This is a genomic window from Jannaschia sp. L-14R, assembly GCF_056857695.1.
On sequence record NZ_JBSXNP010000009.1, the window covers coordinates 653,356 to 678,718 of the forward strand.

26 protein-coding genes and 1 pseudogene are annotated in these 25,363 nt (G+C 62.3%); 12 read left to right on the forward strand and 15 right to left on the reverse strand.

All coding sequences use genetic code 11. The annotated features are described in order from the left end of the window. Positions 1-31 precede the first annotated feature (31 nt). Genes AC13C2_RS07655 through AC13C2_RS07665 form a run of 3 tightly spaced genes read right to left on the reverse strand, consistent with a single transcriptional unit; the run spans position 32 to position 4,057 of the window. Entirely contained in the window at positions 32-1,999 is a 1,968-nt protein-coding gene (locus AC13C2_RS07655) for an AAA family ATPase (RefSeq protein WP_482886413.1), read from the reverse strand. Beyond that, positions 1,992-2,915: a glycosyltransferase family 2 protein gene (locus tag AC13C2_RS07660; RefSeq protein ID WP_482886414.1), complete on the reverse strand. Its 924-nt coding sequence runs from the start codon at positions 2,913-2,915 to the stop codon at positions 1,992-1,994. The genes AC13C2_RS07655 and AC13C2_RS07660 overlap by 8 nt, the downstream gene beginning before the upstream one ends. Then, a complete protein-coding gene (locus AC13C2_RS07665; RefSeq protein ID WP_482886415.1) occupies positions 2,912-4,057 on the reverse strand; it encodes a glycosyltransferase family 2 protein in 1,146 nt (381 codons plus the stop codon). Before AC13C2_RS07665 ends, AC13C2_RS07660 begins: the two co-directional genes overlap by 4 nt. A 209-nt stretch (positions 4,058-4,266) precedes the next feature. On the opposite strand from AC13C2_RS07665, the gene AC13C2_RS07670 reads away from it, so the two are divergent. Next, a complete protein-coding gene (locus AC13C2_RS07670) occupies positions 4,267-5,262 on the forward strand; it encodes a CgeB family protein (protein WP_482886416.1) in 996 nt (331 codons plus the stop codon). On the opposite strand, the gene AC13C2_RS07675 is transcribed toward AC13C2_RS07670, so the two are convergent. From AC13C2_RS07675 to AC13C2_RS07700, 6 genes are all read right to left on the reverse strand, one after another. Then, positions 5,253-5,921 carry a D-lyxose/D-mannose family sugar isomerase gene (locus AC13C2_RS07675; protein WP_474520823.1) on the reverse strand — a complete coding sequence of 223 codons (669 nt, stop codon included), beginning with the start codon at positions 5,919-5,921 and terminating at the stop codon, positions 5,253-5,255. The two genes, AC13C2_RS07670 and AC13C2_RS07675, sit on opposite strands and share 10 nt — an antisense overlap. A gap of 214 nt (positions 5,922-6,135) precedes the next feature. Continuing rightward, positions 6,136-6,831 carry a helix-turn-helix transcriptional regulator gene (locus tag AC13C2_RS07680; protein WP_482886417.1) on the reverse strand — a complete coding sequence of 232 codons (696 nt, stop codon included), beginning with the start codon at positions 6,829-6,831 and terminating at the stop codon, positions 6,136-6,138. Positions 6,832-7,133: 302 nt separating this feature from the next. Next, complete coding sequence (locus AC13C2_RS07685) at positions 7,134-8,231, reverse strand: mandelate racemase/muconate lactonizing enzyme family protein (protein WP_482886418.1); 1,098 nt, start codon at positions 8,229-8,231, stop codon at positions 7,134-7,136. Continuing rightward, a complete protein-coding gene (locus AC13C2_RS07690; RefSeq protein ID WP_482886419.1) occupies positions 8,228-9,538 on the reverse strand; it encodes a mannitol dehydrogenase family protein in 1,311 nt (436 codons plus the stop codon). The genes AC13C2_RS07685 and AC13C2_RS07690 overlap by 4 nt, the downstream gene beginning before the upstream one ends. Beyond that, positions 9,535-10,920 (reverse strand): glucuronate isomerase, encoded by a 1,386-nt coding sequence (uxaC, locus tag AC13C2_RS07695; RefSeq protein ID WP_482886420.1) that lies wholly within the window; start codon positions 10,918-10,920, stop codon positions 9,535-9,537. The genes AC13C2_RS07690 and uxaC overlap by 4 nt, the downstream gene beginning before the upstream one ends. After that, on the reverse strand, positions 10,917-11,615 hold the full coding sequence (locus tag AC13C2_RS07700) for a GntR family transcriptional regulator (RefSeq protein WP_482886421.1): 699 nt from the start codon (positions 11,613-11,615) through the stop codon (positions 10,917-10,919). The genes uxaC and AC13C2_RS07700 overlap by 4 nt, the downstream gene beginning before the upstream one ends. Before the next feature lie 78 nt (positions 11,616-11,693). Here AC13C2_RS07700 and AC13C2_RS07705 point away from each other — a divergent pair, with 78 nt between their 5' ends. Genes AC13C2_RS07705 through uxuA form a run of 3 tightly spaced genes read left to right on the forward strand, consistent with a single transcriptional unit; the run spans position 11,694 to position 14,916 of the window. Beyond that, positions 11,694-12,722: a Gfo/Idh/MocA family protein gene (locus AC13C2_RS07705; protein ID WP_092764814.1), complete on the forward strand. Its 1,029-nt coding sequence runs from the start codon at positions 11,694-11,696 to the stop codon at positions 12,720-12,722. Then, positions 12,719-13,720, forward strand: coding sequence for a Gfo/Idh/MocA family protein (locus AC13C2_RS07710; RefSeq protein WP_482886422.1), 1,002 nt, complete (start codon positions 12,719-12,721; stop codon positions 13,718-13,720). Before AC13C2_RS07705 ends, AC13C2_RS07710 begins: the two co-directional genes overlap by 4 nt. Beyond that, positions 13,717-14,916 (forward strand): mannonate dehydratase, encoded by a 1,200-nt coding sequence (gene uxuA / locus AC13C2_RS07715; protein WP_482886423.1) that lies wholly within the window; start codon positions 13,717-13,719, stop codon positions 14,914-14,916. Before AC13C2_RS07710 ends, uxuA begins: the two co-directional genes overlap by 4 nt. Here uxuA and AC13C2_RS07720 read toward each other — a convergent pair. The 4 genes from AC13C2_RS07720 to AC13C2_RS07735 are packed head-to-tail and all read right to left on the reverse strand — an operon-like array spanning position 14,913 to position 17,810. Then, the gene (locus AC13C2_RS07720; protein WP_482886424.1) at positions 14,913-15,848 is read right to left on the reverse strand and encodes a ribokinase; all 936 of its coding nucleotides are present in this window, start codon (positions 15,846-15,848) and stop codon (positions 14,913-14,915) included. The genes uxuA and AC13C2_RS07720 overlap by 4 nt on opposite strands. Then, a complete protein-coding gene (locus tag AC13C2_RS07725; protein WP_339646490.1) occupies positions 15,845-16,303 on the reverse strand; it encodes an RbsD/FucU family protein in 459 nt (152 codons plus the stop codon). The genes AC13C2_RS07720 and AC13C2_RS07725 overlap by 4 nt, the downstream gene beginning before the upstream one ends. Next, positions 16,297-16,944, reverse strand: coding sequence for an SGNH/GDSL hydrolase family protein (locus AC13C2_RS07730; RefSeq protein WP_482886425.1), 648 nt, complete (start codon positions 16,942-16,944; stop codon positions 16,297-16,299). The genes AC13C2_RS07725 and AC13C2_RS07730 overlap by 7 nt, the downstream gene beginning before the upstream one ends. A gap of 26 nt (positions 16,945-16,970) precedes the next feature. Beyond that, positions 16,971-17,810: a LysR family transcriptional regulator gene (locus AC13C2_RS07735; RefSeq protein ID WP_339646486.1), complete on the reverse strand. Its 840-nt coding sequence runs from the start codon at positions 17,808-17,810 to the stop codon at positions 16,971-16,973. Positions 17,811-17,922: 112 nt separating this feature from the next. Here AC13C2_RS07735 and AC13C2_RS07740 point away from each other — a divergent pair, with 112 nt between their 5' ends. Then, the gene (locus AC13C2_RS07740; protein ID WP_482886426.1) at positions 17,923-19,233 is read left to right on the forward strand and encodes an aminotransferase class I/II-fold pyridoxal phosphate-dependent enzyme; all 1,311 of its coding nucleotides are present in this window, start codon (positions 17,923-17,925) and stop codon (positions 19,231-19,233) included. After that, the gene (locus AC13C2_RS07745) at positions 19,230-20,255 is read left to right on the forward strand and encodes an aldo/keto reductase (protein ID WP_482886427.1); all 1,026 of its coding nucleotides are present in this window, start codon (positions 19,230-19,232) and stop codon (positions 20,253-20,255) included. The genes AC13C2_RS07740 and AC13C2_RS07745 overlap by 4 nt, the downstream gene beginning before the upstream one ends. 30 nt (positions 20,256-20,285) lie before the next feature. Here the strand turns inward: AC13C2_RS07745 and AC13C2_RS07750 are convergent, their stop codons facing one another. Together AC13C2_RS07750 and glpD are read right to left on the reverse strand one after the other, a co-directional pair. Further along, positions 20,286-20,483 (reverse strand): hypothetical protein, encoded by a 198-nt coding sequence (locus tag AC13C2_RS07750; protein ID WP_482886428.1) that lies wholly within the window; start codon positions 20,481-20,483, stop codon positions 20,286-20,288. A gap of 300 nt (positions 20,484-20,783) precedes the next feature. After that, the gene (gene glpD, locus AC13C2_RS07755; protein WP_482886429.1) at positions 20,784-22,328 is read right to left on the reverse strand and encodes a glycerol-3-phosphate dehydrogenase; all 1,545 of its coding nucleotides are present in this window, start codon (positions 22,326-22,328) and stop codon (positions 20,784-20,786) included. 150 nt (positions 22,329-22,478) lie between these two features. Here glpD and AC13C2_RS07760 point away from each other — a divergent pair, with 150 nt between their 5' ends. From AC13C2_RS07760 to AC13C2_RS07785, 6 genes and pseudogenes are all read left to right on the forward strand, one after another. Further along, on the forward strand, positions 22,479-23,108 hold the full coding sequence (locus AC13C2_RS07760; RefSeq protein ID WP_482886430.1) for a methyltransferase family protein: 630 nt from the start codon (positions 22,479-22,481) through the stop codon (positions 23,106-23,108). Between the two features lie 89 nt (positions 23,109-23,197). After that, positions 23,198-23,388, forward strand: a pseudogene (locus AC13C2_RS07765) (2Fe-2S iron-sulfur cluster-binding protein); the annotation flags it as partial. A 23-nt stretch (positions 23,389-23,411) separates the two neighbouring features. After that, entirely contained in the window at positions 23,412-23,765 is a 354-nt protein-coding gene (locus tag AC13C2_RS07770) for a hypothetical protein (protein ID WP_092764833.1), read from the forward strand. A 102-nt stretch (positions 23,766-23,867) separates the two neighbouring features. Continuing rightward, a complete protein-coding gene (locus AC13C2_RS07775; RefSeq protein WP_482886431.1) occupies positions 23,868-24,107 on the forward strand; it encodes a hypothetical protein in 240 nt (79 codons plus the stop codon). 173 nt (positions 24,108-24,280) lie between these two features. Continuing rightward, positions 24,281-24,760, forward strand: a complete 480-nt coding sequence (locus AC13C2_RS07780) for an HAD hydrolase-like protein (protein WP_482886432.1) — start codon at positions 24,281-24,283, stop codon at positions 24,758-24,760. 83 nt (positions 24,761-24,843) lie between these two features. Continuing rightward, entirely contained in the window at positions 24,844-25,308 is a 465-nt protein-coding gene (locus tag AC13C2_RS07785; RefSeq protein ID WP_245737657.1) for an NUDIX hydrolase, read from the forward strand. The last annotated feature ends 55 nt before the right edge of the window (positions 25,309-25,363 follow it).

The following is a 25,363-nucleotide window of genomic DNA, read 5'->3' on the forward strand; positions in this document are numbered from 1 at the left end:
GGCTATCGTGCCATCGTTACGCGGTAACGCGTCAAACGAGTGTCGAATCTGCTTCGGTATAACTTTCGGGCCATCCAGGACGGGCGTATTTCGACAACTTCTGAATATCCACTCTGTTCAGAGCTACCCCGATGATTTTCTTTGCGATCTCAGACTCATGGGCAAGATACTGCGTCACGAGAGACCGGGGGGTCCTGCCCCAATCACACACCAGAACGATCTGGTCGATATGTGCGATCATTGCCTTGGCCTCGGCCGATTTTCCCAAGGGCGGCATATCCAGAACGATACAATCGTAATGATTTCGCAGTTCCGCCATCAAAGCCCTTGCGTTCTGCTGATACAAAATATCCCCTGCGACTGACTGCTCGCGGTCGGAACCGGGCAACAGAATGTGCAGATTCGTGAACGGTAGCACATGGATCGCGTTAGGCAGCGGAGCCCGGCCGCGAAGCACGTCCACGATGCCAGGACTCTCTGGAAGCCGAAGCGATTTGCTCAGGCTGGAACCCCTGATGTCCGCATCCATCAGCAAGACACGCGCCCCCGACTTCGACAGCATGTTGGCGTAATTCATAGCCACAGTCGTCTTGCCTTCATCCGGCAACATCGACGTGAAGGCGACGACGTTGCAAAGACTGTCCTCAGATTCCAGTCCGATTGTGGAATGGATATTTCTCAGCGTGCCGCTGAACGTCGACTGCGGCATCAGTACAGACCAGAACAATTTCGGCGACAAGGTCTTGGCCTCTCGCCATTCCGCCTCAAACGACGATGCGTTGGACGAAGCCGCATCGTCACCCTCTGGCGAACCGCCTGAATGGGCCTGTTCATTCAGAACGATCGCACTGGTTTCGGGCGGCGGTTTGTCGGAAAGGTTTTGCAGATCGATCCGAGGCAAATGCCCCAGAAACGACTTTCCGGTGTGATTGTACACTTCGGTGCTGACGCGGAAGGCCTGTTCTCGCATTTCACGTAAAACGGCGATGGCAAATCCAATCATGAGACTAAGCAATATCGTAACAGCCAGCGTCCTGGACAGCTTGGGTAGAGCCGGGTTCTCGGGCACCGGCGACCGCGTCAGGATACGGCCGTTCGTGACCGGAAATGACCCCTGAATGGATACCTCCTGATACCGGGCCGCGATCGTTTGATAGAGTGAATTCAATGTCGATTCCTGCTGCGCCAACTGGCGCAGCTGCGCAACCTGGGTCGGGTCGCTCTGACGCAGGGCCGCGGCCTCGGCCTGAATTTCTGCGGCCCTCTGTTCAAGTTCGGCCAGGCGCCGGACCATCCACTCCGCCGTTTGTTCGGTCGATTCGACATTGGCGTTCAGGTGATCTGCAAGATAGGCTTCCGCGTAGGTATTCACGATCTGCGACGCCAGTTCCGGGTCATGGCCGACATAGGCGATGTTGATCGAAAAACTCAGCCCGATACGTTCGATGATGATATTGCCCTGAAGTTTCGACGCCGCGCCAAGAATGCGCGCCTCCTGCTGTTGCTCCGCAGTCAGCGTGGGCACCGGGTCTTCCGACCTGACAAATCCCATGATTCCCGAAACGATGTTGCGCGCCAGCGAGGATGGCGGAAAGAGGAACAGATCACTGTTCTGCAAATCCGTACGGCGCACGACCTCAGTGGCAAGTTGCAGAGATTTTAAAACCTGAATCTCATTCAGGAACGAAGTATCATTGCGGGCAAAAGGAATGCTGGCTGTAACTTGCTGATCAATCTCACTGCGCCGGTCATCCACCAAAACGGTGGCCGAAGCATAGTACTGTTTGGGCGTCGTCGCATAATGAACGAGCCCAATCAATAATCCGATCAGGACACTCACGATTAAGGGGACGGCCTGGCGCCGCGCGGCAGCCAGCACATCGCCAAGGGTCGTCGCCTCGGCTGCCGCCCGTTGCTGCAGACGTTCCGCTTCCAGATCGGCATCGCGGATTCTCAAACCGATTTCCTTCATGGCATCAAAACCGATCCGCTCATTCATGAGTCCTGGAGGTGAATTGCGGCGCATACTGTCGCAGCGGGCGGCCACCAGCCAAGCCCGCAAGCGCACCGATGTGTAGCGCTCCGCGCAGGATCGCCTGATTGCGCCGATCGACGCTGAAGACCTGAACCGCAGCCGCGCCCGCACAATATAGCGCCTTCGCCGCCGTCACAGGCATCTGCCGAACCGCGCGTCGCGTTCCGGAGATCGACCGGACATGCGTCTGCCCCATTCTGAAACGGCGGCGCAGCAGCCAACCCAAGGTCGCGCGATCCTCGGGGACGTCTTCGCGCACGACGGCCTCGGACGCGAACGCGATCCGCCCCCCATCGGCCACGACACCGGCGAAGAATGTCGAGTCCTCTCCACCCGTCTGCCCGAGCTCAAGGTCAAACACCCGATTTTGCAGCGCAGCACCCTGTCGGTCGATCAGCACGTTGCCGGTATAGCCGGTAGGGATCACACCTTCGATCCAGACGGGTGTAGTGCTGTGGATTTCCGTTCGGCGCATCCAGGCGGGTGCGGTCCTGGAATAGACCGCCTCAACCGGCCCAAGGACGACATCGACATCTTCCTGCTCCATAGCTCCCACAAGATGTATCAGCCATTCCGGCGAAGCGATCTCGTCGTCGTCTATAAACGCCAGATATCGCGCGGCACTGTGGGACAAGGCCCCGTTCCGCGCGATCGAGATGTTGCCCTGCGGACAATGCACATGACGCAGCGGGAACGGTGCGCTCTCAGCCATTGCTTCGACGCCGATCCGCGCACTGGGTGTATCGTCGTTGTCGATCACCAGAACCGATACCGCGAACCCCGGCGGCGGGGTCAGTGCGAAGAGCGACGCAAGGGTCTTCGACACCTGCGGGCGGCGATAGGTGCAGACGCAGATCTCCAGCTGCCTGTCCCCGGTCATCGGACCACCCGGCGAGTCTGCGGGATCAATTCGCGGATGACCTGCTGCCAGAAGCCGACCGACCATGACAAATGCATGATTATTGCAGAAACGCCGCACAGAATCAGGGTCGGGTCGCCATCGCGATGCGCCATGCGGATCCCCGCTGACAGGCAATAGATGACCCAGATCAGGGCCGGGATCGCAAATATCCAATGAACCGGCGACAAAAGAGCCAGCAGTACCGCAGGAAAAACCATCATCACCTTGGTCTGACGCAAACGTGGCAGAACGCTGTGCTTCAGAAGATTCCGGGCTCGACCAGTGCCGTAGTTGAAGTACTGACGACCCACCCCCCACAAAGAGCGACGCGGATAATAGGTGATCGTTGTTGCGGAGGTCAGCCAGATACGGTAGCCAGCCTGTCGCAACCGATAGTCAAGCTCCGCATCCTCGTTGTGCGTGAACGTCGGATCGTATCCACCGACATCCGAAAATGCCGCGACCTTAATCAGGGCATGATGACCGTGGTCCACATAGGTGCCGGACGACATCGACCGATGCGCAGACCCGCCATTTCCAAAGCTTGCATTCTGGGTCGCGGCGTTGACCCGTTGAACCGTCTGGTCCCCTTCGGCGATCATGCTGACGACGATGCTGTCCGCGTGAACCGACCGCGCCTGCCGCACGAGAACATCGCAGAAATCGTCGGGATAGGCGCAATGCGCGTCGATCCGGATCAGGTATTCCGCCCGCCCGGCATCCTGCGCGACGGCCATATTGACTGCCACGCTCTGAATTTTCTGGGGATTGTGCATAAGCGTGACGTGGTCGTCGGAAGCCGCAATCTCTTGGACGATCTGCACCGTGCCATCCGTACTGCCACCATCAGCGACGACGACCCGTCCGTCCAGCCGCTGCATTGCAGGTTTCAACTGACGCAACAGACGGCCGATGTGCCCCGCTTCGTTCAGACAGGGGATCACAACCAGAAGATTACCATGGCAATCAGATCGCGGGTCTTTCTGCATCTTGATACCTTCGGGCATGTTGAACGGGGCGAAATCAACAAGAAGCGGGACGCAAATTCGCGGGACATATTCACCTCCGGTTCTAGAACGCCAATGGGTCAGGCGCACGTCGGCTTCGGAACGGTCGGCCATTACTTGCCAAGCCAGGAGCGGATTTTGGTCATGCTTTCTCTTGTTGCCCGGAAACGCGGCGAATTGGGATGACTGGTTCGGAACATGGCTGATATTGCAGTGGGAAGATGGCGCAAGCGGGCAGCGCCAGATCCGCTAGCGAAGGCATAGATCAGCTTATCCAAATAAGACCCGCGTTGTGTTGCCAGTAAAATTGAGGCCCTAAGGCCATGTATAACGCCTGCCTCGTCATCCAAAAAGTTAGTTTCGATCACATCGCACATGTCGTGCGGTTCGTTCATGCCACTCTGACGGATAATTTCGGGACCGACACGGCCCTGTATGTCTGCGATGAAATCGATCAGGCGGACCACCCGGACAATGCTATTGTCTTCGTGATCGGAGAAGGGTTCGCCCGACACCGTCGGCGGCGGGGATGTCTCTATGTCTATCTGAACTTTTCGGTCGTCGCCGTCATGGGGAACCCCCTGCGCGTCAGCAAGGAGGGGTGGAGCGCGATCCGGCGCAAACGCCGGATGCTCATGGACAAGCTGGCCGGCTACGATCTTCTGCTCGACTATTTCGCGCCGCAGACCAGGGTTTTGCAACGACATCTGAGGCTACCCGTCCTGGGTTTTGGCATCGGTGTCTCTCCGAATGTCACCGGCCCGGCGATCGCCCTGGCGGACAGACCCTACAACGTGTGTTTTGTCGGTCAGATGACGCCGCGACGATTTCGGATCATCGAGGATCTACGCCGACGGGGACTGCGCATGTCGCCGCATTCCGGCATTGCCCTCGAAGAGGTCGCGGCCCAGTCGCAGTGTTGCATCAATATCCACGCCCATCGATCGAACCATCTGGAAACGCCGCGCATCATCGGTGCACTGGCCGTCGGTACGCCTGTGGTGACCGAAAAGTGTTACGGATTGCAGGGTCTCCTCCCGTCCGATCTGGTGAAGACCGCCAGATTGATGCGGTTCGCGGAGATCACTCAGGATATCTGCTCCAACCTTGATGAATTGCAGGCGCAGCAGGCGCTTGCGCAACACTGGTACAGGCAAACTTATCTGCCGCAATGTCGACGGAACTGGTCCGATATCTGCGATCACGTAAAGTCATTGACCCCCGGAACCGCTTTGCCCCCCGTCCTTCCGGAGATTGCAGGAAAAATACCCGGTGCCACCGCAACACAAGCCGCGCAGATGTTTCTGGATCAATCGTAATCCGAGACCAGCAGATACATCGGTGCCTCGTCTTCTTCTATCCGGGAGAACCGCCCGATGGGTTGCTCGAAGACATTGTCGGTCCTGTCGTCGTTGACGGTGGAGACCTCTCCCACCAGACAATCGCCCCCTTCGGCCCAGAACGCATGCCATATGCCTGGCATCAAGGTCACGCTTTCTCCAGGCTTCAGGCGCAGGTGTCCACCTGCCGATAGTGTGACAGGCATGCCGTCGCTTGGCACGGTAATATCCGAAGTCCGGTCAATACCGCCGTCGGCGTCCGGGGCGAACAGTTCGATCACAAGATCGCCACCGCCGCGGTTGATGATATCCTCGGCTTTCACATTGTGCCGATGCATCGGCGACAACTGCCGGTCGCGGGTGATCATGATCTTCTCGGCATAAAGCATGCCCTTGCCGTTGTTCAGTTGCTCGACCCGTCCGTTGCGCGTTGTAAACAGGAATAGGCCCATTTCGTCGAAGCGGCCCTCGCCGTAATCGGTAATATCCCACCCCAGGCCCCGTGCATGGATGTCGGTGCCACTGGCCGCACGCATCTTTTCGGCAGACCAGTAGGCGAAGGGCGGCAGGACAAAACCAAAGCTGCGGATAAAGGCATCACCTTCGGTCAGGATGGAATTAACGGCGGATCGTTTCATGAGAATTTCCTCGGGCTGGCGTAACTCGGCGTACAAAATCATGGCAGGCCTATGAAAGCCTGTTGGTTGCATTTGAGTGGAAAAATCATGTTGGTCCAGCCAGTGATGTCTAGTCCGACGCACAAAATTGTACCGGAACGGCAGGGACCTCACGGTGTTCCGGCGATCCGACCCTGATGATCCTGGGGCACGACCGAAGCACCCCAGATGCTTTTCAGATCATCCTGTTCATAACGGCTTTGGCCACCGCCTGATCGCGAGTTTTCGCATCCAGCCGGATCCGGGCGTTACGCAGATGCATCTCGACCGTTACTTCCGCAATTCCAAGCCGCGCGGCAATTTCCGCTACGCGCAGGCCATCCGCGACATGCGCCAGGCAATCGCGTTCCCGAACAGACAACGCGGACGGCTTCCGACCACCGGACATAAACCACAGGCTGGCGAAGGCCAGTTGCGACCAGGCCCGCCATTCGGCTTCCCGATCGGCATACAACTCACTGAACTCGCGCGCCGACAGTCGGGTCATCAGATTCCATCCGGCGCCTGCACCGTCAATGCCGGGGATCGACGTTATGGACACGCCAGTAGAAATTCCAAGAGCGGCGCTTCCAGTTGCGATCTCTTCCTGCTCCGGGAGGGTCAGGCAATCATGTGCCGCCAGATGTCCCACTCCGGTAAGGACCCCTTCGACACGGGACAGGCAGACGCGGGCGAAGGGGTCGCGTCCGCATTGAACAGAAGACTGGTAGGCGCGGGTCCAATGATCGTCGGCCGTGCTGCGGACGCGTGCCGCATTCGGATTGGTAGCATCGACGAAGATCGCTGCATCGATATCGAGATCAGGCAGGACCGACACGGCGACATCCCATACCTGATCCGCATTGATACAACCCTGAAGCCGATCCGCCATTTGCCGTAACATGAAACGTCCCCAATACAGTCAAACCCGAACGACGTTCACCGCCTCGGATGGTGACAGATAATCTAAGTTGTCCGATTGAAACGTCAAACTTATGTATTTTATATTAATTTTCGGTTTTGTGATCCGATGGCCGTCTGGGTGGCGGGCAAACCACAAGGATCGATATCGTAGGATCGGCGACGGCCTCTGCGACCTCGCACCGCTGACTTTTTTGCCGTCGATATTGCTCATCTGCTTGATGATGATCCAGGTTTATGACGACGCTGTAACCCATCAGCATGTCTTGACGCCTAACGACCGAGAATATTCGCCGCGTCCAGTTTCGCCCAGTCGAAGTCCACCCCCGTGCCCGGTGTATCCGGGGCAATGGCACGCGCGTTTTCAACCACAAGGGGGCGCATCGTATATGTGTCGATCGGGAAGGAATGCACTTCGATCCAGCCCGCATTGGGACGCGCCGAGACCAGCGATACATGCAACTCCTGCATGCCGTGGCTGCACGCCGGGATGCTGTGCGCCTGTGACAGTTCGGCGACCTGAAGCCACCCCGTTATACCACCGCAATTCGACGCGTCGGGCTGGATATACGACAGCTTGGCCTGATCGAAGGCGTATCCGAATTCGTGAATCGTGTGCAGGTTTTCACCCATCGCAAGCGGCATTCCCGTTGCCTCAGCGATGCGGGCGTATCCTGCATAGTCGTCGGGAATTGTCGGCTCCTCGAACCAATGCAAGTCATATGGCGCGAAAGCCTGCGCCGCTGCGATCGCCTCGTCGACTGTCATCGAATAATTCGCATCAACCATAAACGCCACGTCCGGACCGATCAGGTCTCGGACGGCGGCGATGCGCTCGACATCTTCAGCAAGCGTCGGTTGCCCGATCTTGATCTTAACTCCGTCGAAACCGCGCGCCAGATAGCCTCGCACACTGTCCAGCAGCTTGGGCAGTGAAAAGCCCAGGTCTATCCCGCCGCAATAGGCGCGACAGGACCGCCCCGCCCCGCCCGCCATCTGCCACAGCGGCTGACCCGTCCGCTTGCCGCGCAGATCCCACAGCGCGATATCGACCGCCGAAATCGCGAACGACGCAATGCCACCGCGTCCGACATAATGCACATGCCACTGCATCGCATCATACAGATCCTCGACATCCGCCGGGTTCTTGCCGGTCAGAAAGGGCGCCAGATCATGTTCGATCATCGCGGCAATCGCATGCCCCCCCTTGCCGCCGGTATAGGTATATCCCGTGCCTTCCGATCCGTCCGTCAGCCGCACGGTAGCGGTGACAAGCTCGAAGAAATGATGATCGCCATGCTTGGCATCCACCAGCACTTCGGCCAGCGGAATATGGAAAAGGCGCACTTCGATGGAGTCGATGGTTGTCATATGGCCGTTCCCTTTATGTCTTGATCCGTTGTTCCTCGCAGCGAAGCACGAACAAGTTCCATTTCTACCTCGGGCAAACCTATCCCTATCACGTTCAGCAACGCCGAAACGGGGTCGCCCTCGCCTGCCGCCTTGGCCAAACGCTCCGCCATCGGATCGTCCAATACAGTGCCGTCCTGCCCGATCACGAAGCGGCACCATTCTGCCAGGGCAAAGACATGCGGGCCGGTATCACCACCTGTCGCCGCCAGTTCGGACAGCACAGCTCCGATCCGCACCGGCATCTTCTGCGAACCGTCCATCGCGATCTGCGCCAGCGCGTGCTGCAATGCCGGGTTGTCGAAGCGCACAATCAATGCCTCGCCATAGATGCGCAACTCATCCTCGCCGACACCCTGCAACGTGCCTGCTGCTGCCTGCATCAATGCCCGACACCGCCTTCGCAGGTCGGGGTCCGCAACCGCCTCGTGGACATGCACGAAACCACGGTTCAGCCCGGCATAGGCCAGCATCGAATGCGCCCCGTTCAACATCCGCAGCTTGCGCGCCTCGAATGGGGCGACGTCCGCGACCAGCCGTGCACCCGCAGTCTCCCAGGCCGGGCGCAGCCCTGCAAAATCATCGGCGATCACCCATTCCGAAAAGCCTTCGGTGACAACCGGCGCGGCGGACGGCAAATCCATCGCGGCGACACGATCCGAAAGGTCGTCCGGCGCGCGCGGCGTGATCCGGTCGACCATTGTGTCGGGGAATGTGGCCTCTGACAGGGTCAGACCCAGCCCCGCCGCCTGCGCGAAATCCATCACGGCGGTTCGCAGCTTGGCGCCGTTGCCGCTCAGATTATCGCAACTTATCACGCTGATCGGTCCGGCCATATCGATTTGCCGTCGCATCAGACCCCGCGCCAGATACCCGACGAGTGTTCGTGGCAGATTGGTGTCCAGATCCGCAGCCACCTCTGGATCCGACAGATTCAACCGCCCGTCCGCATTCAGATGATAGCCCTTCTCGGTCACCGTCACGGTGACCACCTGCACCGATCCATCGGCGAGCGTATCGAGCACTGCATCGGGGTTCTCCGGCGCGACCAGAATGTCATCCAGCACCGTCATCCGTTCCATCCGCTCCCCATCCGCATCGCGAATGACCAGCGTATAATCGAACGCCTGTCCTACCAGCGCATCCCGCGTTCCGGCACTTTTCAACGACACACCCGTAATCGTCCAACCGCCCGCCTGCTGGGTAAAGATTGCCTGGTGCGCCCGGTGAAAATTACCTGGCCCGAAATGCAGGATGCGACCCGTCACGCCGCGTCCAACCGATAGGCATCGACCGCCGCATCATGGGCCAGCCAACGCCCGATCCGCGCGGCATCGTCCCGACCCATAAGACCTCGATCGCATTGTTCGGCCAGATGCAGCGCGACGCCCCGCCGCCACAGGTCATGTCGTGCCGGGATCGACAGGAATGCCCGAGTATCGTCATTGAACCCTGCCAGGTTCCAATATCCCGCCGTTTCCACAACTTGATCCAGATAACGGGTAATGCCGTTGGCGCTGTCGTGGAACCACCATGGCGGGCCCAACCGCAACGCAGGCCAGTGCCCGGCCATCGGGGCCAGTTCGCGCGCATATGTCGTCTCGTCCAGTGTAAAGGCCAGCAGGCGCATCCGACTGTCGTTCCCGACCCGGTTCAGCAGTGCGTCCAATCCCCCGACCCAATCGGTCCGACGCGGAATGTCGGCGCCCATGTCCTTGCCGAAGCCGTCGAGCAACGCCTGATTGGTCGACCGCTGAGACCCGGCGTGTATCTGCATCACCAATCCGTCGTCACACGACATCTGCGCCATCTCGATCAGCATGTGACCGTGCAGGCGGTCCTGTTCCCGTGCCGTCAGCGACCCCTTGATGGCTCCCGCAAATAATCGCCCGGCGGTCGCATGATCCAGCCATTCGGTCCTGAGTTCCGTCACCGCGTGATCGGTTGCCGTCGCGCCCAACTTGCGAAACATCTCGCGCCGCACCCGCAGCGCATCAAGGTATCCGGCAAAACTTTCGCTATCCTGACCCGTAAGTTCGCCCAGCCGCTCAATGTCACGGGCATAATCCGGGGCCGCCGGGTCCAGCACGGCGTCCGGTCTGAACGTCGGAATCACCCGTCCGGTCCAGCCGCTTCCTGCAATGGCCCGATGCGCCCGGAGGTCGTCCAAAGCGCCGTCCGTCGTCGCCAGCGTCGAGATGCCAAACCGCTCGAACAAGGCGCGCGGGCGAAACTCAGGGGTCTGGAGCGCCGCGTCTATATGGTCGTAGATGGCGGATGCGGTTTCGGGCGTCAGAGGCATGTCGATGCCGAAGACGTCGCGAAACGTCGCATCCAGCCACAGGTGCGAGGGCGTGCCGAGAAACTTGTGCCAATGCGCCGCCAGGATGTCGAAGACCGCGCGTGGATCCCGGCCTGCACCAGCCCCCAGCCCCAGATCCTCCAGCGCAACGCCCTGGCTGTAGAGCATCCGAAAAACATAATGATCCGGCTTGATCAGCAAAGCGGCGGGATCGGGAAAGGCCGCGTTTTCGGCAAACCAGACCGGATCGGTGTGCCCGTGCGGCGAAACGATGGGCAGGTCTGCCATCTGTGCATGCAAGTCTTTGGCCAGGCCCTTCAGGCGCAGCTCTGCCATGGTCCCGGTCATCGCCGTCTCCCCCTGGTGAAATAATCGGAATGCCGTGCGGCAAGATCGTCCAGCACATCCAGAACCGACCTCAGGTGCGCACGCATCGTGGCCTCGGCTGTCCTTGCATCGCCAGAGCGGATGGCCTGCGTGATGGCACGATGCTCGTCCAGAAGTACGCCCAATCGCCTGCCATCGCGCAGGGACAAAACGCGTAGCCGGTCCAGTTGGGCCTTTTCCTGCATCAGCACGACGGCAGGTCGTTTCAGTCCCGTTGCCTCGGCCAGCAAACGATGAAACGCATCGTCCAGCGCCTGAAACGTCATATCGTCGGCGCATGCGATGGCATCAGCCTGCGCCTGAAGATTGGCATCGACCGTATCCGGCAGATCGGCTTGCGTCAGTCGCAGGACATTCGCCACTTCCAGCGCTTCGCGCAGAAACTGCGCCTCGCGGATACGTGCGGCGTCCAAAGGCGTGACATAGGTGCCGCGACTGGGCCGTGTCTCGACCAGCCCCAATTCACGCAGACGCATCAAAGCCTCCCGTACCGGGGTTCGGCTGGCCCCTAGCACCGTGCCCAGGTCCGCTTCTGACAGCACCTGTCCCGGTACGAAATCCATCCGCAGGATCGCGCCGCGCAACGCATCGAAGATTTGCGGGCCGGCGGGACGGGCCGGGTCGATCGGGCGCAGAATAAGGGGGGCGGACAGCATTATTAACCTGTATACCGGCATCCCGATCCTTTACAACCTCCCGATCCGGTCCTACCCACGACGCCGGAGGAGACTAAGATGAAAGCAGCCCTGATCGGCCTCGGCATGGTCGCTGAAACCCATGTCCGCGCCATCGCCGATGCGGCGGGCGTCACACTGGCGGGCGTGATGTCCCGCGATGCGACCCGCGCTCAGGCCTTCGCCAACCGCATGGCCTCTGTCATTGGAACCGCGCCGCATGTCTTCCCCGATCTTGCCGCCATTGCTGCGTCTGACGTCGATTTCGTCATTCTCTGCACGCCGCCCGACTCCCGCGCCGATATCGTCGCCACGCTGGTCGCTGCGGGAAAACCCATCTTGATGGAAAAACCTGTCGAGCGGACGGCGAAAGCGGCCCGCGCCATCGTCGATATCTGCGCGGCGGCAGGTGTGCCTCTGGGCGTCGTGTTCCAGCACCGGTTCCGACCCGACGCGATGGCCCTGCACGACCTGCTTGCGTCGGATGGCCTTGGCACGCTCGCTGCGGTGCAGATCGACCTGCCGTGGTGGAGGCCACAATCTTATTACGACGAGCCGGGACGCGGCACCTATGCTCGCGACGGCGGCGGCGTGTTGATCACCCAGGCGATCCACATCCTGGATCTGGCGTTGACCTTCACTGGTCCGGTATCGCGCGTGCAGGCGATGGCCCGCACGACAGCCCTGCACCGGATGGAGGGGGAAGATTTCGTGACCGCCGGTCTGGACTATGCTTCGGGCGCGGTCGGGTCGCTGGTCGCAACCACGGCCAGCCGTCCGGGCGGCGGCGATTGCATCACCCTGCATTGCGCGAACGGCAGTGCGCGCCTGGTTCACGGGCGGCTGACGATCGACTGGGCCGACGGCACGACCGAGAATATCGGCCTTTCGTCCGAGACCGGTGGCGGTGCTGATCCGATGGCGTTCGGCCACGCCTGGCATCAGGCTGCGATCGAGGATTTCGCCGCCGCCCTGCGCGACGGTCGCAACCCAACCAGCACCGGTGCGGAAGCCCTGCGCATCCATGTCCTGATCGAAGCGATCATCCGGTCCTCGACCGAAGGTCGCGCCGTGGAGATTGCCCCATGATCCGCTTCGCCGCACTTGGCATCGACCATCGGCACATCTTCGGAATGGCCGCCAACCTGCTGGCGGAGGGTGCTGATTTCGCGGGCTACTGGACCGATGGCACGCCGGAGACGCTGGCCGGATTCACCAAACGTTTTCCAAATGTCTCCCGCTGCGACAAAGCCGCCCTGCTGGCCGACCCTGATATCGACCTGATCCTGATCTCCGCCGTTCCCGCCGACCGCGCCGATCTGGCCATCGCGGCGATGCGCTCGGGAAAGGACGTCATGAGCGACAAGCCGGGCTGCACCACTCTGGCACAGCTCGACGCGATCCGGGCCGCGCAGGAGGAGACCGGGCGCATCTGGTCCATCGATTTTTCCGAACGGTTCGAGGTGCCCGCCATGACCCGCGCCGCCGAACTGGTGGCCGAAGGCGCAATCGGGCGCGTCGTCCAGACCACCGGCCTCGGTCCGCATCGCCTGAATGCGGCCACCCGACCCGACTGGTTTTTCGATCGGGCACGATACGGCGGCATCCTGACCGATATCGGCAGCCACCAGATTGACCAGTTCCTGTTCCTGACCGGCAGTACGGACGCCACGGTCCTCCGGGCCTACGTCGCCAATTATGCCAATCCGATCCACCCCGGCTTGCAGGATTTCGGCGAAATTGTCCTGCAATCGGGTGACGCGCATGGCTATATTCGCGTCGACTGGTACACGCCCGACGCCCTGCCGACCTGGGGCGACGGGCGGCTGACGATCCTCGGGACCGAAGGATATATCGAGCTGCGAAAATATATCGACGTCGGTGGCACGAAGGGCACCGACCACCTGATCCTGGTGAATGGCGCGCGCTGCGAAAAGGTCGACGCATCAGACGCGGGCCTGCCGTATTTCGCGCGACTTATTGACGACATCCGGAACCGAACGGAGACCGCAATGCCGCAGGCCCATGCCTACAAAGCGATGGAACTGGCAATCCGCGCGCAGATGCTGGCGGAGGGCATGACATGAAACAGACCTGGCGCTGGTTCGGCCCCCACGACGCGGTCACCACCGACGATATGTTGCAATCGGGCGTCGAGGGCGTGGTCACCGCCCTGCACCACATCCCGCCCGGCGCCGTCTGGTCCGCCTCCGAAATCGAGACCCGCCAAAAGGCCATCGCCACGCGCGTCGACGGCACCCCCTCCGGCCTGACATGGGATGTTGTCGAAAGCCTGCCGGTGTCCGAGGCGATCAAGACGCAAAGCGCTGACATGGCCGCGCATCTGGACGCCTATCGCATTTCCCTGCACAACATCGCGGCCTGCGGGATTGAGGTGATCTGCTACAACTTCATGCCGGTGCTCGACTGGACCCGCACCGACCTGCGCCGCCCCATGCCTCATGGCGGTAACGCCATGTCCTTCGACCTGATTGACTTTGCCGCCTTCGATCTGGGCATTTTGGGGCGGGACGGGGCGGCGGAGGATTATTCCGAAACGCTGGTCCACGCTGCGCATGACAGGCTTTCCGGGATGGACGATGCGGCCCGTCGCGCCCTGACTGACAATATCGTCGCGGGCCTGCCCGGCGCGAACGACGCCTGGACGCTGGACGAGGTGCGGCGCCATCTGGCCACTTACGCCGACATCGACGCGGGCCGCCTGCGCGCGAACCTGATCGACTTTCTGGCCGAGGTCGCGCCCTTGGCGCAGGAATTGGGACTGCGCCTGTGCTGCCACCCGGATGACCCGCCATTTCCCCTGCTGGGCCTGCCGCGCGTCATGTCGACCCAGTCTGATTACGCGCAGGTCACTCAGGCCGTCGACTTGGCCGCGAACGGCGTCACCTTCTGCACCGGCAGCCTTGGAGTCGACCCCGACTTCGATCCGGTCGCCTTCATCGAAACCCTTGGCCCGCGCATCCATTTCGCCCACCTGCGTAACACCACCCGCGACGGCTTCTCCGACGAGCGGCGCTGCAGTTTCCACGAGGCCCTGCATCTGGAGGGCGACACCGACATGGTTGCCACCCTGCGCAGCCTTCTGGCCGAGGAATCGCGTCGCCGCGACGCTGGACGCAACGATCATTCGATCCCGATGCGACCCGACCATGGCCAGCAGATCCTGTCCGATCTGACCCGCGACAGCGCCCCCGGATATCCGCTGATCGGGCGGATGCGGGGCCTTGCGGAGTTGCGGGGGATCATCGCGGCCCTGAGCTAAGCCGAACCCATAGGCGAGAGCGCCAGCAAATCGTCGATTTCCGCCCGCGTCGGCATCGACGCCGCCGCACCGGGCCGCGTTACCGACAGCCCCGCGCAAGCGCACCCGAACCGCGCTGCATCGACCGGATCGCGCCCTTCGGCCAGGGCGGTGGCGAAGGCCCCGTTGAAGGCGTCGCCGGCACCCGTCGTCTCGACCACCGGGCCGGCAGTGACTGCCGGGATAGACACCGACCGTTCGGCGTCGTGATAGAGCACACCCTGCGCCCCCAGCGTCACGATCACGGCGCGCGCCACGCCAAGCCTCAGCAAGGCATCCGCTGCGGCGCGGGCCGAGGACAGATCTGATACCGCGATGCCCGACAATGCCTGCGCTTCTGTCTCGTTGGGCGTGATGTAATCGCAGAGCGCCAGCATCCCGTCGGGCAGCGTTGCCGCCGGAGCCGGGTTCAGAATGGTCGTCACATCCGCGCCCCGCGCGATCTGCAGGCCGTGCATCGCGGCGTCCATCGGCTGTTCCAGCTGCGTAACGAAAACCGCGGATCCGGCGATCACATCCGCCTGCGCTTCGACGTCGGCGGGCGTGATGCCCCCGGCGGCACCGGGTGCCACGATGATGGCGTTGTCTCCGGACCCGGTCTCGATGAAAATCATCGCTGCGCCCGTCGGCTCGTCGCATTGGATGATTGCCGGCGTGACGCCCGCTTCGGACCAGACGGACAAGGCCATATCGGCGAAAGCATCGCGTCCCAGCCGTGCGATGAAATGGACGTCCGCCCCGGCGCGCCCGGCAGCGACCGCCTGATTTGACCCCTTCCCCCCCGGTCCGAGGGTGAAGGAACGGCCAAGGATCGTCTCGCCCATCTCCGGCTGGCGGTCCGCCGTAAAGGTCGTGTCGGCGACAAAAACGCCAAGGATTGCGACGCCGCTCATGTGACGGCTCCGTCCGGTCCGACCACGCCCTTGCGCAGCATGATACAGCCATAGGGCCGCCTCTCGCCGGTCTGGATTACAGCAAAGGCGCGCGCAGCCAGATCGTAGAACGCGAACCGCTCGACGCCCACCATCTGTCGCGTCTCGCCCGTCGCGGCAATTGCCTCCTGCGCCTCTGCCTGGGCGGACGGGATCGTGACCGGATCGCCCACCACTTCCATCCGGGCGGCAAAATCCTCGACAAATGTGTCCAGCGGAAAGACAGACAACACCGCTTCGGCCACCTGACGGGTGTCCAGGTTCTCCATCCGCAGCATCTCGCCCCGCGTCGTCTGCCGCGCAATCGTCTCGGCCGGAAAATTCGTGTCGCACAGGATCAGCATGTCCCCGTGCCCCATCGCGCGCAGCGCATGCAGGACGTCGGCATTCAAAGCCGGATGTATCCCGATCAGCATGGTGTTCCCTCCTGCAACATCGACCTGACTGCCTCGGCCATGGCCAGGCCCAGCGCCTGTTGGGCCGCGACCCCCATATGTACACCGTCCAGCCCATCGACCTCCGCCACGCGTCCCGCGTCGAAGAACGCGCAGCCCAGCCGATCCGCCTCGTCGCGCAGGGCCGGCGCGATCGCCCGCGACCGGGCGCGCCCGCCCTGGAACATTTCGGCCAATATACCCGTTTCCTCGACCGGAACCGGAGCGACGAGCATCACGCGCGGCGCCCCGCCGCCCGGTCCGGCATTCGATGCCTGAACCACCTGCGCCAGCTTGCCCACACCCGCAGCGATGTCCCAGCCGCGTAACCCAAACCGTGCCTTGCAGTCGTTCGTGCCCAGCATGACGATGACCAGATCGAGAGGACGGTGGCTTTCAAGTATTGCAGGCAGCGCCCGCATTCCGTTCTTGTGCACCCCGTCGATCGGATCATCATGGACCGTCGTTCGCCCCGGATGGCCTTCGCTTATCACTTCGATGTCGAGCGCGCGCGCCGCCACATCGGGCCAGCGCGCCGCTTTCGGGTGCCGCGCTACGCCGCCCAGTTCGGCCAACGGCATCGTGCCGTGACTGTTGCTGTCGCCAAACACCAATATTGCCATTGCACTCGCCCCTTTGGATCGGCAGGCTAGCGTCCGCTGTCAGCGTCTGCAATCCACGCGGTAAGCAGGCGTGCGACCCGCCGTGCCGCAGTGGAGCCCCTCCGAATGGTGACCTGCATGCCCTCGGCCATGGGGACACGCCCGCCAACCTCGACCAGTTTGCCATCGGCAAGTGCCGACCCGACAAGCGAAAGCCGCCCCATCAGGACGCCGCGCCCGGACTGGGCATCCTCGACGGCAAGCGCATAGAGCGAATGAACCGGCCCGGCCCCGCGACCGGGCAGCGCCTCACCCGGCAGCGCGCGGTGCCATGTCGTCCAGTCTCCGACCCAGGTCGCGTCCGACAGGCGCGGTCCATCGGTCCAGCCGGGGGCCGCGACCGGCACCAGCCAATCGCGCCCGCCCGAGCCGATGAACAGCGTCAGGTCGGTGGCGTCACGCCGGGTATCGGGCGGGGCCTCCATCGCCGTGATCGACACCGCCAGCCCCGGCATCGTCGCCTCGAGCGCGGCCAGACGCGGACGCAGCCACAGTTGCGCGATTGACGGAAGCGTTCCGATGGTCAGCGACAAGGGCGATGCTTCCTGTCGCAGTGCGGTCTGGGCGACCTCCAGCGCGTCGAAGGCTGCGGTCAGCTTTGGCAGGACGCGCACGCCCGCTTCGGTCAGAACGACACCGCGCACTTCTCGCGAGAAAAGGGTCAGGCCAAGTCGTGCTTCCAGACCCTTAATATGGGCGGTGATGGCCGCGGGCGTCACGCCCAATTCCGCCGCGGCCGGGGCGAAACCGCCCAAACGGCCAGCCGCCTCCAACGCGCGCAAGGCCGTCATAGGCAGGTCGGGGGCGCGGGCGGGACGAAGTGCCATGCTATGCCTTCAGTTTTTCTGACCCTCAGTTTCACGAAACCTGAATTGACCGCAACCGCCGATCCTCGCGATATGCCGTCAACTTCGAAACGCCGTCTGATGGAGACCTCCCATGACCGATCTCGCCCGCCGCCCCTGGTTGCCCGCTGCCGCGCAGAGACGGATCGATGCCCTGCACCTGCCTGCCGATCCCGTCACCCGGATCGAGGATTTGGCCCATGCCGCCTGCACCACGCACGACCGAACCGCCTTTAACCTGAACCCCGCCACAAACGTGATGAACCCGCGCGCCGAGGCCTTGCTGTCCTCGGGCATCGGCAGCCGCCCGTCACTGGGGTATCCGGGCGATAAATACGAAATGGGCCTGAGCGAGATCGAGGAGATCGAAACGATTACCCACCGCCTCGCCTGCGCGGTCTTCGATGCGGATTATGCCGAGGCGCGGGTGCCGTCGGGGGCCATCGCCAACCTGATGGTGTTCATGGCGCTGGCCAAACCGGGCGACGCCATCATCGTCCCGCCTGCCAGCATCGGCGGCCACGTCACCCACCACGGCGCCGGGTGCGCAGGGCTGTTCGGCCTTACGATCCACGAAGCTCCGGTCGACGCCGACGGCTATACCGTGGACGTTGCCGGATTGCGTGCCCTGGCCGAACAGGTCCGCCCGCGTATCATCACGCTGGGTCAGTCGCTGAACCTGTTCCCACATCCGGTGGCCGACGTGCGCGCCATTGCCGATGCCGTGGGCGCACATCTGATGTTCGACGCCGCCCACCAGTGCGGGATGATCGCAGGCGGGGCCTGGCCAAACCCGATCGGACAGGGCGCGCATGTCATGACCATGAGCACCTATAAATCTCTGGGCGGGCCCGCCGGAGGTCTGATCGTGACAAACGACGCAGACGTGGCGCAACGGCTGGAGGCGGTGGCCTTTCCGGGTCTGACCGCAAATTTCGACGTCTCCAAGACCGCCGCCCTGGGTGTCACGCTGCAGGATTGGCGCGATCACGGAGCGGAGTATGCGACGGCGATGATCGACCTGGCCCAAGCCTTGGCGCAGGCTGCCATGGCCGAAGGGCTGCCGGTCTATGCCGCCGACCGCGGTGCCACGCAAAGCCACCAGTTCGCCCTCGACGCGCGCCAGCTCGGCGGTGGCCAGACCGCCGCGCGGCGGCTGGAACGCGCGGGTTTCCTGACCTGCGGCATCGGCCTTCCTATCCAGGCAGTTCCGGGCGACATGAATGGTCTGCGCATCGGCACACCCGAACTTGCGCGGCGCGGCGTGACATCCGCCGACGCTCCGTTGATAATGAACTTTCTGGCCCGCGCCCTGCGGGACGATCCTGATACGCTCGCTGCCGAAGTCGCCGCCTTTCGCGCGCGCTTCGACAAGATCCTGTTCTGCAACCGAGGCCCTTCATGACCATTCCGACACGACACTGGGACCGCCTGGGCAACGGCGGCCTGACCTTTACCGAGCTGGGCTTCGGTTCCGCACCGCTGGGCAATCTGTATCGCGCGATCAGCGACGACGCGGCCCAGGCGACATTGCAGTCGGCCTGGGACGGTGGCGTGCGCTATTTCGACACCGCGCCGCTTTATGGACTTGGGCTGTCCGAGACGCGGCTCAATCGTTTCCTGCGCAATAAGCCGCGCGACGAATACATCCTGTCGACCAAGATCGGCCGTCTTCTGAAACCCGCGACCCAGTCCACCCGCGACGGGATCGGCAAGTGGTTCGAGGTGCCCGCGCGCAACGAGGTCTATGACTTCAGCTATGACGGCGTGATGCGGTCAGTCGAGTTTTCGCTGGAGCGACTTGGCGTCGACCGCATCGACATGCTGTTCGCCCATGACATCGACGTCCCGAACCAGGGCTCGCGCGCCAACGTTGACGCCAAGGTCGACCAGCTTATGGCAGGCGGATATCATGCCCTGGAACGGATGCGGCTGGACGGCACCATCAAGGCTTTCGGCGCGGGCGTGAACGAATGGGAAGTTTGCGAAACACTACTGAAACGCGGCGACTTCGACATCTTCCTGATGGCTGGCCGCTATACCTTGCTGGAGCAGGAGGCGCTGACGTCTTTCCTGCCGCTCTGCGAAGAACGCGGTGTCGGCATCGTGACCGGCGGTCCGTATAATTCGGGCATTCTTGCCACCGGCCCGGTGCCTGGCGCCTATTACAACTATGAACCTGCCACTCCGGTTATCCTCGACCGCGTTACTCGGATCGAAACCGTCTGCAAGGCCCATGATACCCGCCTGATCGACGCGGCTTTCCAGTTTCCGCTGCTGCATCCCTCCACGGTCTCGGTCATTCCGGGCGGTCAGGGTCTGACTGAATCCGAGGGCAACCTGCAAGCGGCCAAGGCACGGATCCCTGCGGGCCTGTGGGCCGACCTGAAGGCGGAAGGCCTGATCCGGCAGGACGCCCCGGTCTGACTGGCGAATCGTGCAATAGACCGAACAGGCTCAGAACTGCTGTTGCCCGCGCTGGCAGACTCCGCGAAAAGCTGGCATCCACTTGCTCTGGGACACATAGAATGACCCATCGTAACGGTTGACGTTGATTGCCTGCTGGTCCACGCCGCTGACCTTGCGACAGGTGTAGGACCGATCCGACGCCGACAGGCTGAAGTCTCCGCCGATGGTCTGATTGGAATCGACCATGCATTGTCGCCCTGCGATTTGAATGGTCATCTGAATGCGCAATGGATCGAAGAGCAAACCCTTCTCTGACTGGCCCCGGCAATCCAGCACTACGCCATCTTGCGCAGAAGCGCGTGTGCTAAGGTGCGTGGCAGTCATAGCGAAGAGCGCCAACGCAATTAGTCTAACGGAAGAAAAACGTAACACGTCATCACCATATAACCTGTTTCGCTAGACAGAACGGATGAGCGATACGGCTAGCACGGCGCGAACTTACGAAATTTCAACCAAAATTGATAGTCGGCCGCCGAAATCTGGTGATTAGGGCGCGGAGGCCATGAACCTCTCCAACTCCGCCACCTGCACCGCATCCATCCGCAGCCCCAGCTTGGTGCGCCGCCACAACACGTCGTCTGCCGTCCGCGCCCACTCCCGGTCCATCTGCCAGACGACTTCCGCTTCGGTCAAAGTATGCCCGAAATCCTGCCCCAGATCATTCGTCGTTTTCGCATCCCCCAGAACCTGAGCCGCCTGCGTCCCGTAGGCCCGCACCAGCCGCAGCGCCCAGTGATCGGTCAGGAACGGATAGAGCGCACGCAGCTTGCCAACCTGCGCCATCTGCCCGTCCACCGGAAAGTCGCCACCGGGCAGCGGCGCGTCATGGGTCCAGGGTCCGGTGACGTTCAGATGCTCGCCGATCTTCACCATCGCCGCATTGGCCAGCTTGCGGAAAGTCGTGATCTTGCCACCGAAGATGTTCAGCACCGGCGCGCCCGTCGCATCTACCTTCAAAACGTAATCCCGCGTCGCCGCCGTCGCCGAGGTCGCACCGTCGTCATACAGCGGGCGCACCCCGGAATAGGTCCAGACCACATCGGCATCGGTCAGATCGCGTTTGAAATAGCCATTCGCGAAATCCAGCAGATAGGCCTGTTCCTCGGGCGTGCAGACGGGCTTGACGTCAGGGTCCATGTGCTCGGCATCGGTCGTGCCGATCAGCGTATAGTCATATTCATAGGGGATCGCGAAGATGATCCGCCCGTCCTTGCCTTGGAAGAAATAGCATTTGTCATGATCATAAAGCCGCTTGGTCACGATGTGCGACCCGCGCACCAGCCGCACGCCTTCTGTCGCATTCGACCTCACCACACCTGCAATCACCTCGCCGACCCAGGGCCCGGCGGCGTTCACCAGCATCCTGGCGCGCACCTTGCCCGCGCGTTCGCCGTTCAGCGTGACGACCCATTCATCGCCGTCCCGCTCAGCACGGGTGACGCGGGTGCGCACGGCGATATCGGCCCCCCGGTTGGCCGCATCGCGGGCGTTCAGAACGACCAGCCGCGAATCCTCGACCCAACCGTCGGAGTATTCGAACGCCTTGATGAACCGATCTTCCAGCGGCGCGCCCTCGGGCGTATCGACCAGCGAAATCGTCGTCGTCCCCGGCAGAAGGCTGGACCGACCCAGATTGTCGTACATCGCCAGCCCCGCCCGGATCAGCCAGTCCGGCCTGCGTCCGCGCAGCCACGGCATCACTATGCCCAGCAGAGTGGAGGTGGGAGTACCGCCCTCGAACCGCATGTCCGACGACAGGGGCAGCACGAACCGCAGCGGCCAACTGATATGTGGCATGTTGCGGATCAGGATATCGCGTTCGCGCAGCGCCTCGCGGACCAGCCGCATCTCCCAGTATTCGAGGTATCGCAGACCGCCGTGGAACAGCTTGGTCGAGGAACTGGACGTCGCGCCCGCAAGGTCGCCCATCTCGGCCAGACCGACCGACAACCCCCGGCCCGCCGCATCGCGCGCGATCCCGCACCCGTTGATGCCGCCGCCGATGATGAAAAGATCGTAGGACTCGCGCATGGGATTCCTTCGAAAGCGAACTTGAACGAACGTCTAGACGGAACCAACCACGCCATCAACGCCAGCCCCGGTCGCGACCGATCATCCGTCATCTCGGACGGCTATGCAAAGCGCTTGCACAGGCGTAGCAGACGGGCATCTATCCTGTGAATGGACCCTACAGTGACCGAAACTTACAGCCAGCCCGCCAACCAAAAACGCCGCATTGCAACGCTTCGGATTTCGATGGCGCTGTGCCTTCCGGCGATCCTGTTCACACGTTCGGCCGATGTCCTGCCTGAATTGGCAATGGAGCTTATCGAATCCACCGGCATCTTGCTGATCATTGCAGGGGTGCTGGGCCGGTTCTGGTCGATCCTGTATATCGGTGGGCACAAGAACGCCTCGATCTTTCAGGACGGGCCGTATTCGATTTGCCGGCACCCGCTCTATCTGTTTTCGACGATAGCTGCGGCAGGCTTCGGCATGATGCTGGGCAGCCTTGTCCTGATGACGGTATTGACCGGTGCGGTGCTGATTATCCTGTCGGACATTGCCGCCAAGGAGGAACGGTTTCTGCGCGACAGGTTTGGCCTTGCCTATGACGCCTATGCCGCCAAGGTTCCGCGCATCCTTCCGCGCGGGCGCGGGTTTTCAACGCCGAAACAGGTGACATTCGATGTTCATGTCCTGCGCCGAAATCTTTCCGACGCGCTTGTGTTCCTCAGCCTGATCCCGCTGGGAGAGTTGATGTCATATTTCAAGGAAGAACCCCTCTGGCCGATGATCCCGATCTACTGACTCAGGATCAGTCCCATGGCCGATCTGAACCGGCTGGTTCACCGTCGCGACCTGCCGTAAGCACTATTCCGGCTTGAACCGGAGACCAGGCCACGCAGGTCGCGCAATGCGGCTACTGCCAGTCCGGCCAGATCATGCAGGCCGCGGCCCTACTGGCTCTGAACCGGCCCCAACGGATGACGAGATCGACGCGGCCATGTCCGACAATCTCTGCCGCTGCGCCACCTATTCCCGTATCCGCGCCGCCATTCGCCGCGTCCTCCAGGGCGAGGGCACATAGATGGGTCGCGCCATTCCGGGGGCGTGGCCTTCGGGGTCCATGCCTATCGCAAGCCGGTCGAAAACCCGATTCTGGCAGACCTGCCCCCCGGTGCATCGTCTCTGAATCCCTTCGTGCTGATCGACGCGACGGGCATCACGCTGATCACACCGCGCGCCGACGTCGGGCAGGGCGCGGTCTCGATCCAGACCCATCTTCTGGCCGAGGAACTGGACGTCGACCCCAGACCGTTCGCACCGGTTTCGGGCCGGTGTCGGGGGCCTACTACAACTCCAGAGTCGCGGCCGAAAGCATTCCGCTGGCCGCATGGGACAAAGGATTTGCGGCGCGTAGCGGACGGGTGGCCGGGGCCGTCGCCACCAAGTTCCTGGGCCTGAACATTCCCCGCGGGTCGACGACAGTGCCGGATTCCCACGACAGGCTGCGGGCCGCCGGTGCCTCGGCCCGCGAAACGCTGAAACAGGCTGCCGCCGACCGGCTTGGTCTGGGCCGCGCCCCGAAATCCGTCCGGCTGGCGCTGGCCGGGCAAACCGTTCCTGCGGACGGACATGGTGGCGAACTCCACCGGCACCTTCCGGTATGGCGGCGATCTGGTGCAGGACCGGATGATCCATGCGACCGTCGTGACCATCCCGGCGATGGGCGGCGGCGTGCTGTCCGTCGATGATCGGCAGGATGGCCGTGACGCCGCCCATTCCGTGGCCGAGAGCCAGATCTGACGCACGGGCCTTCCCGCCATAGGACACGACGTTGCCATCGTCGCTGCCGCCTGGGACGCGCCCTCTGTGCTCCCGGATCGGCGGGTAACGGGCTACCGCGTCCCGGCAGGTGTCAGTATTTCATCCTGGCGGTCGGTCGGCGCATCGCACAACGGCTTTTTCATCGAACCTTCATGGACGAACCGATCCTGGAGGCCGGGGTGGACCCGATCGCCGAACACCTCCGCCTGATCCATCACGAGCTGTCGCGCAGGGTCGTCGAAGCGGTCGCCGAGATGACGTCCTGGGACGGGGCAACGCCCGCGCCGGGGGTCGGACGCGGCATGACATTTACCTTCGCCTTCGGGGTGCCCTGCGCCCGGATCATCGAGGTTTCAGACACGCCCTACGGCATCCGCCTCGACAAATTATGGCTGGCCTCCGATGTCGGTTGCAAGCCGGACCCTGCACCGCTGCTTCGGGTCATTTCCGATCTGGATACCGATCCCGGCAACACGGTTTGTGTCGGCGACTCGGTGACCGATTGGCAGACGGCCCTTGCGGCAGGTGTCGCCTATGCCCATCTTGCCGGAGGGTATCAGCGCACGCCGATCCCCGGCCTCGCACCCTGGCTTAATCTTGCCGATCTGCGGGACCTGAAAAGCGCCTTTTGACGGCTGCTGAAATCCGGCATTTGCATGCGAATCACCTGTATGGCATGATCGGAACCGGCGCGTTGCGCCCAAGGAGCCAATCGGTGAAGAAGCCCAGAGAGCAGATAGCGGCCCTCCCGCTGCGATGGAAAGACGATGAAACGGTTGAAGTCCTGATGATCACGTCCCGTGATACGGGTCGATGGATCGTGCCGAAGGGATGGACAATGAAGGACGTCAAACCCTGGGCCGCCGCCGCGATCGAGGCCCTGGAGGAGGCCGGGGCCGAAGGGCACATAGCGCGCGAGGTATTCGGCACCTACGGATACGACAAGATCCTGGATGACGGGACAGCGCTGCCATGCCGCGTGCGCGTCTACCCGATGATCGTCGATAATCTGAAAACCGACTGGAAGGAAAAGGGCGAGCGCACCCGCAAATGGTTTCCGCTGTCCGAAGCCGTCAAGCTGGTGGATGAGCCGGAACTGGCGGACATGCTGGCCCGTCTGACGGTCAAGCCCAAGAAGGTTCCGGTCGCCGGACCCATGCTGCGCCGGGCCGCATCCTGAACTTCACCTGGCGCGAGACAGTATAAATGTCGCGTAGGACCGGTTGAGCTGATTG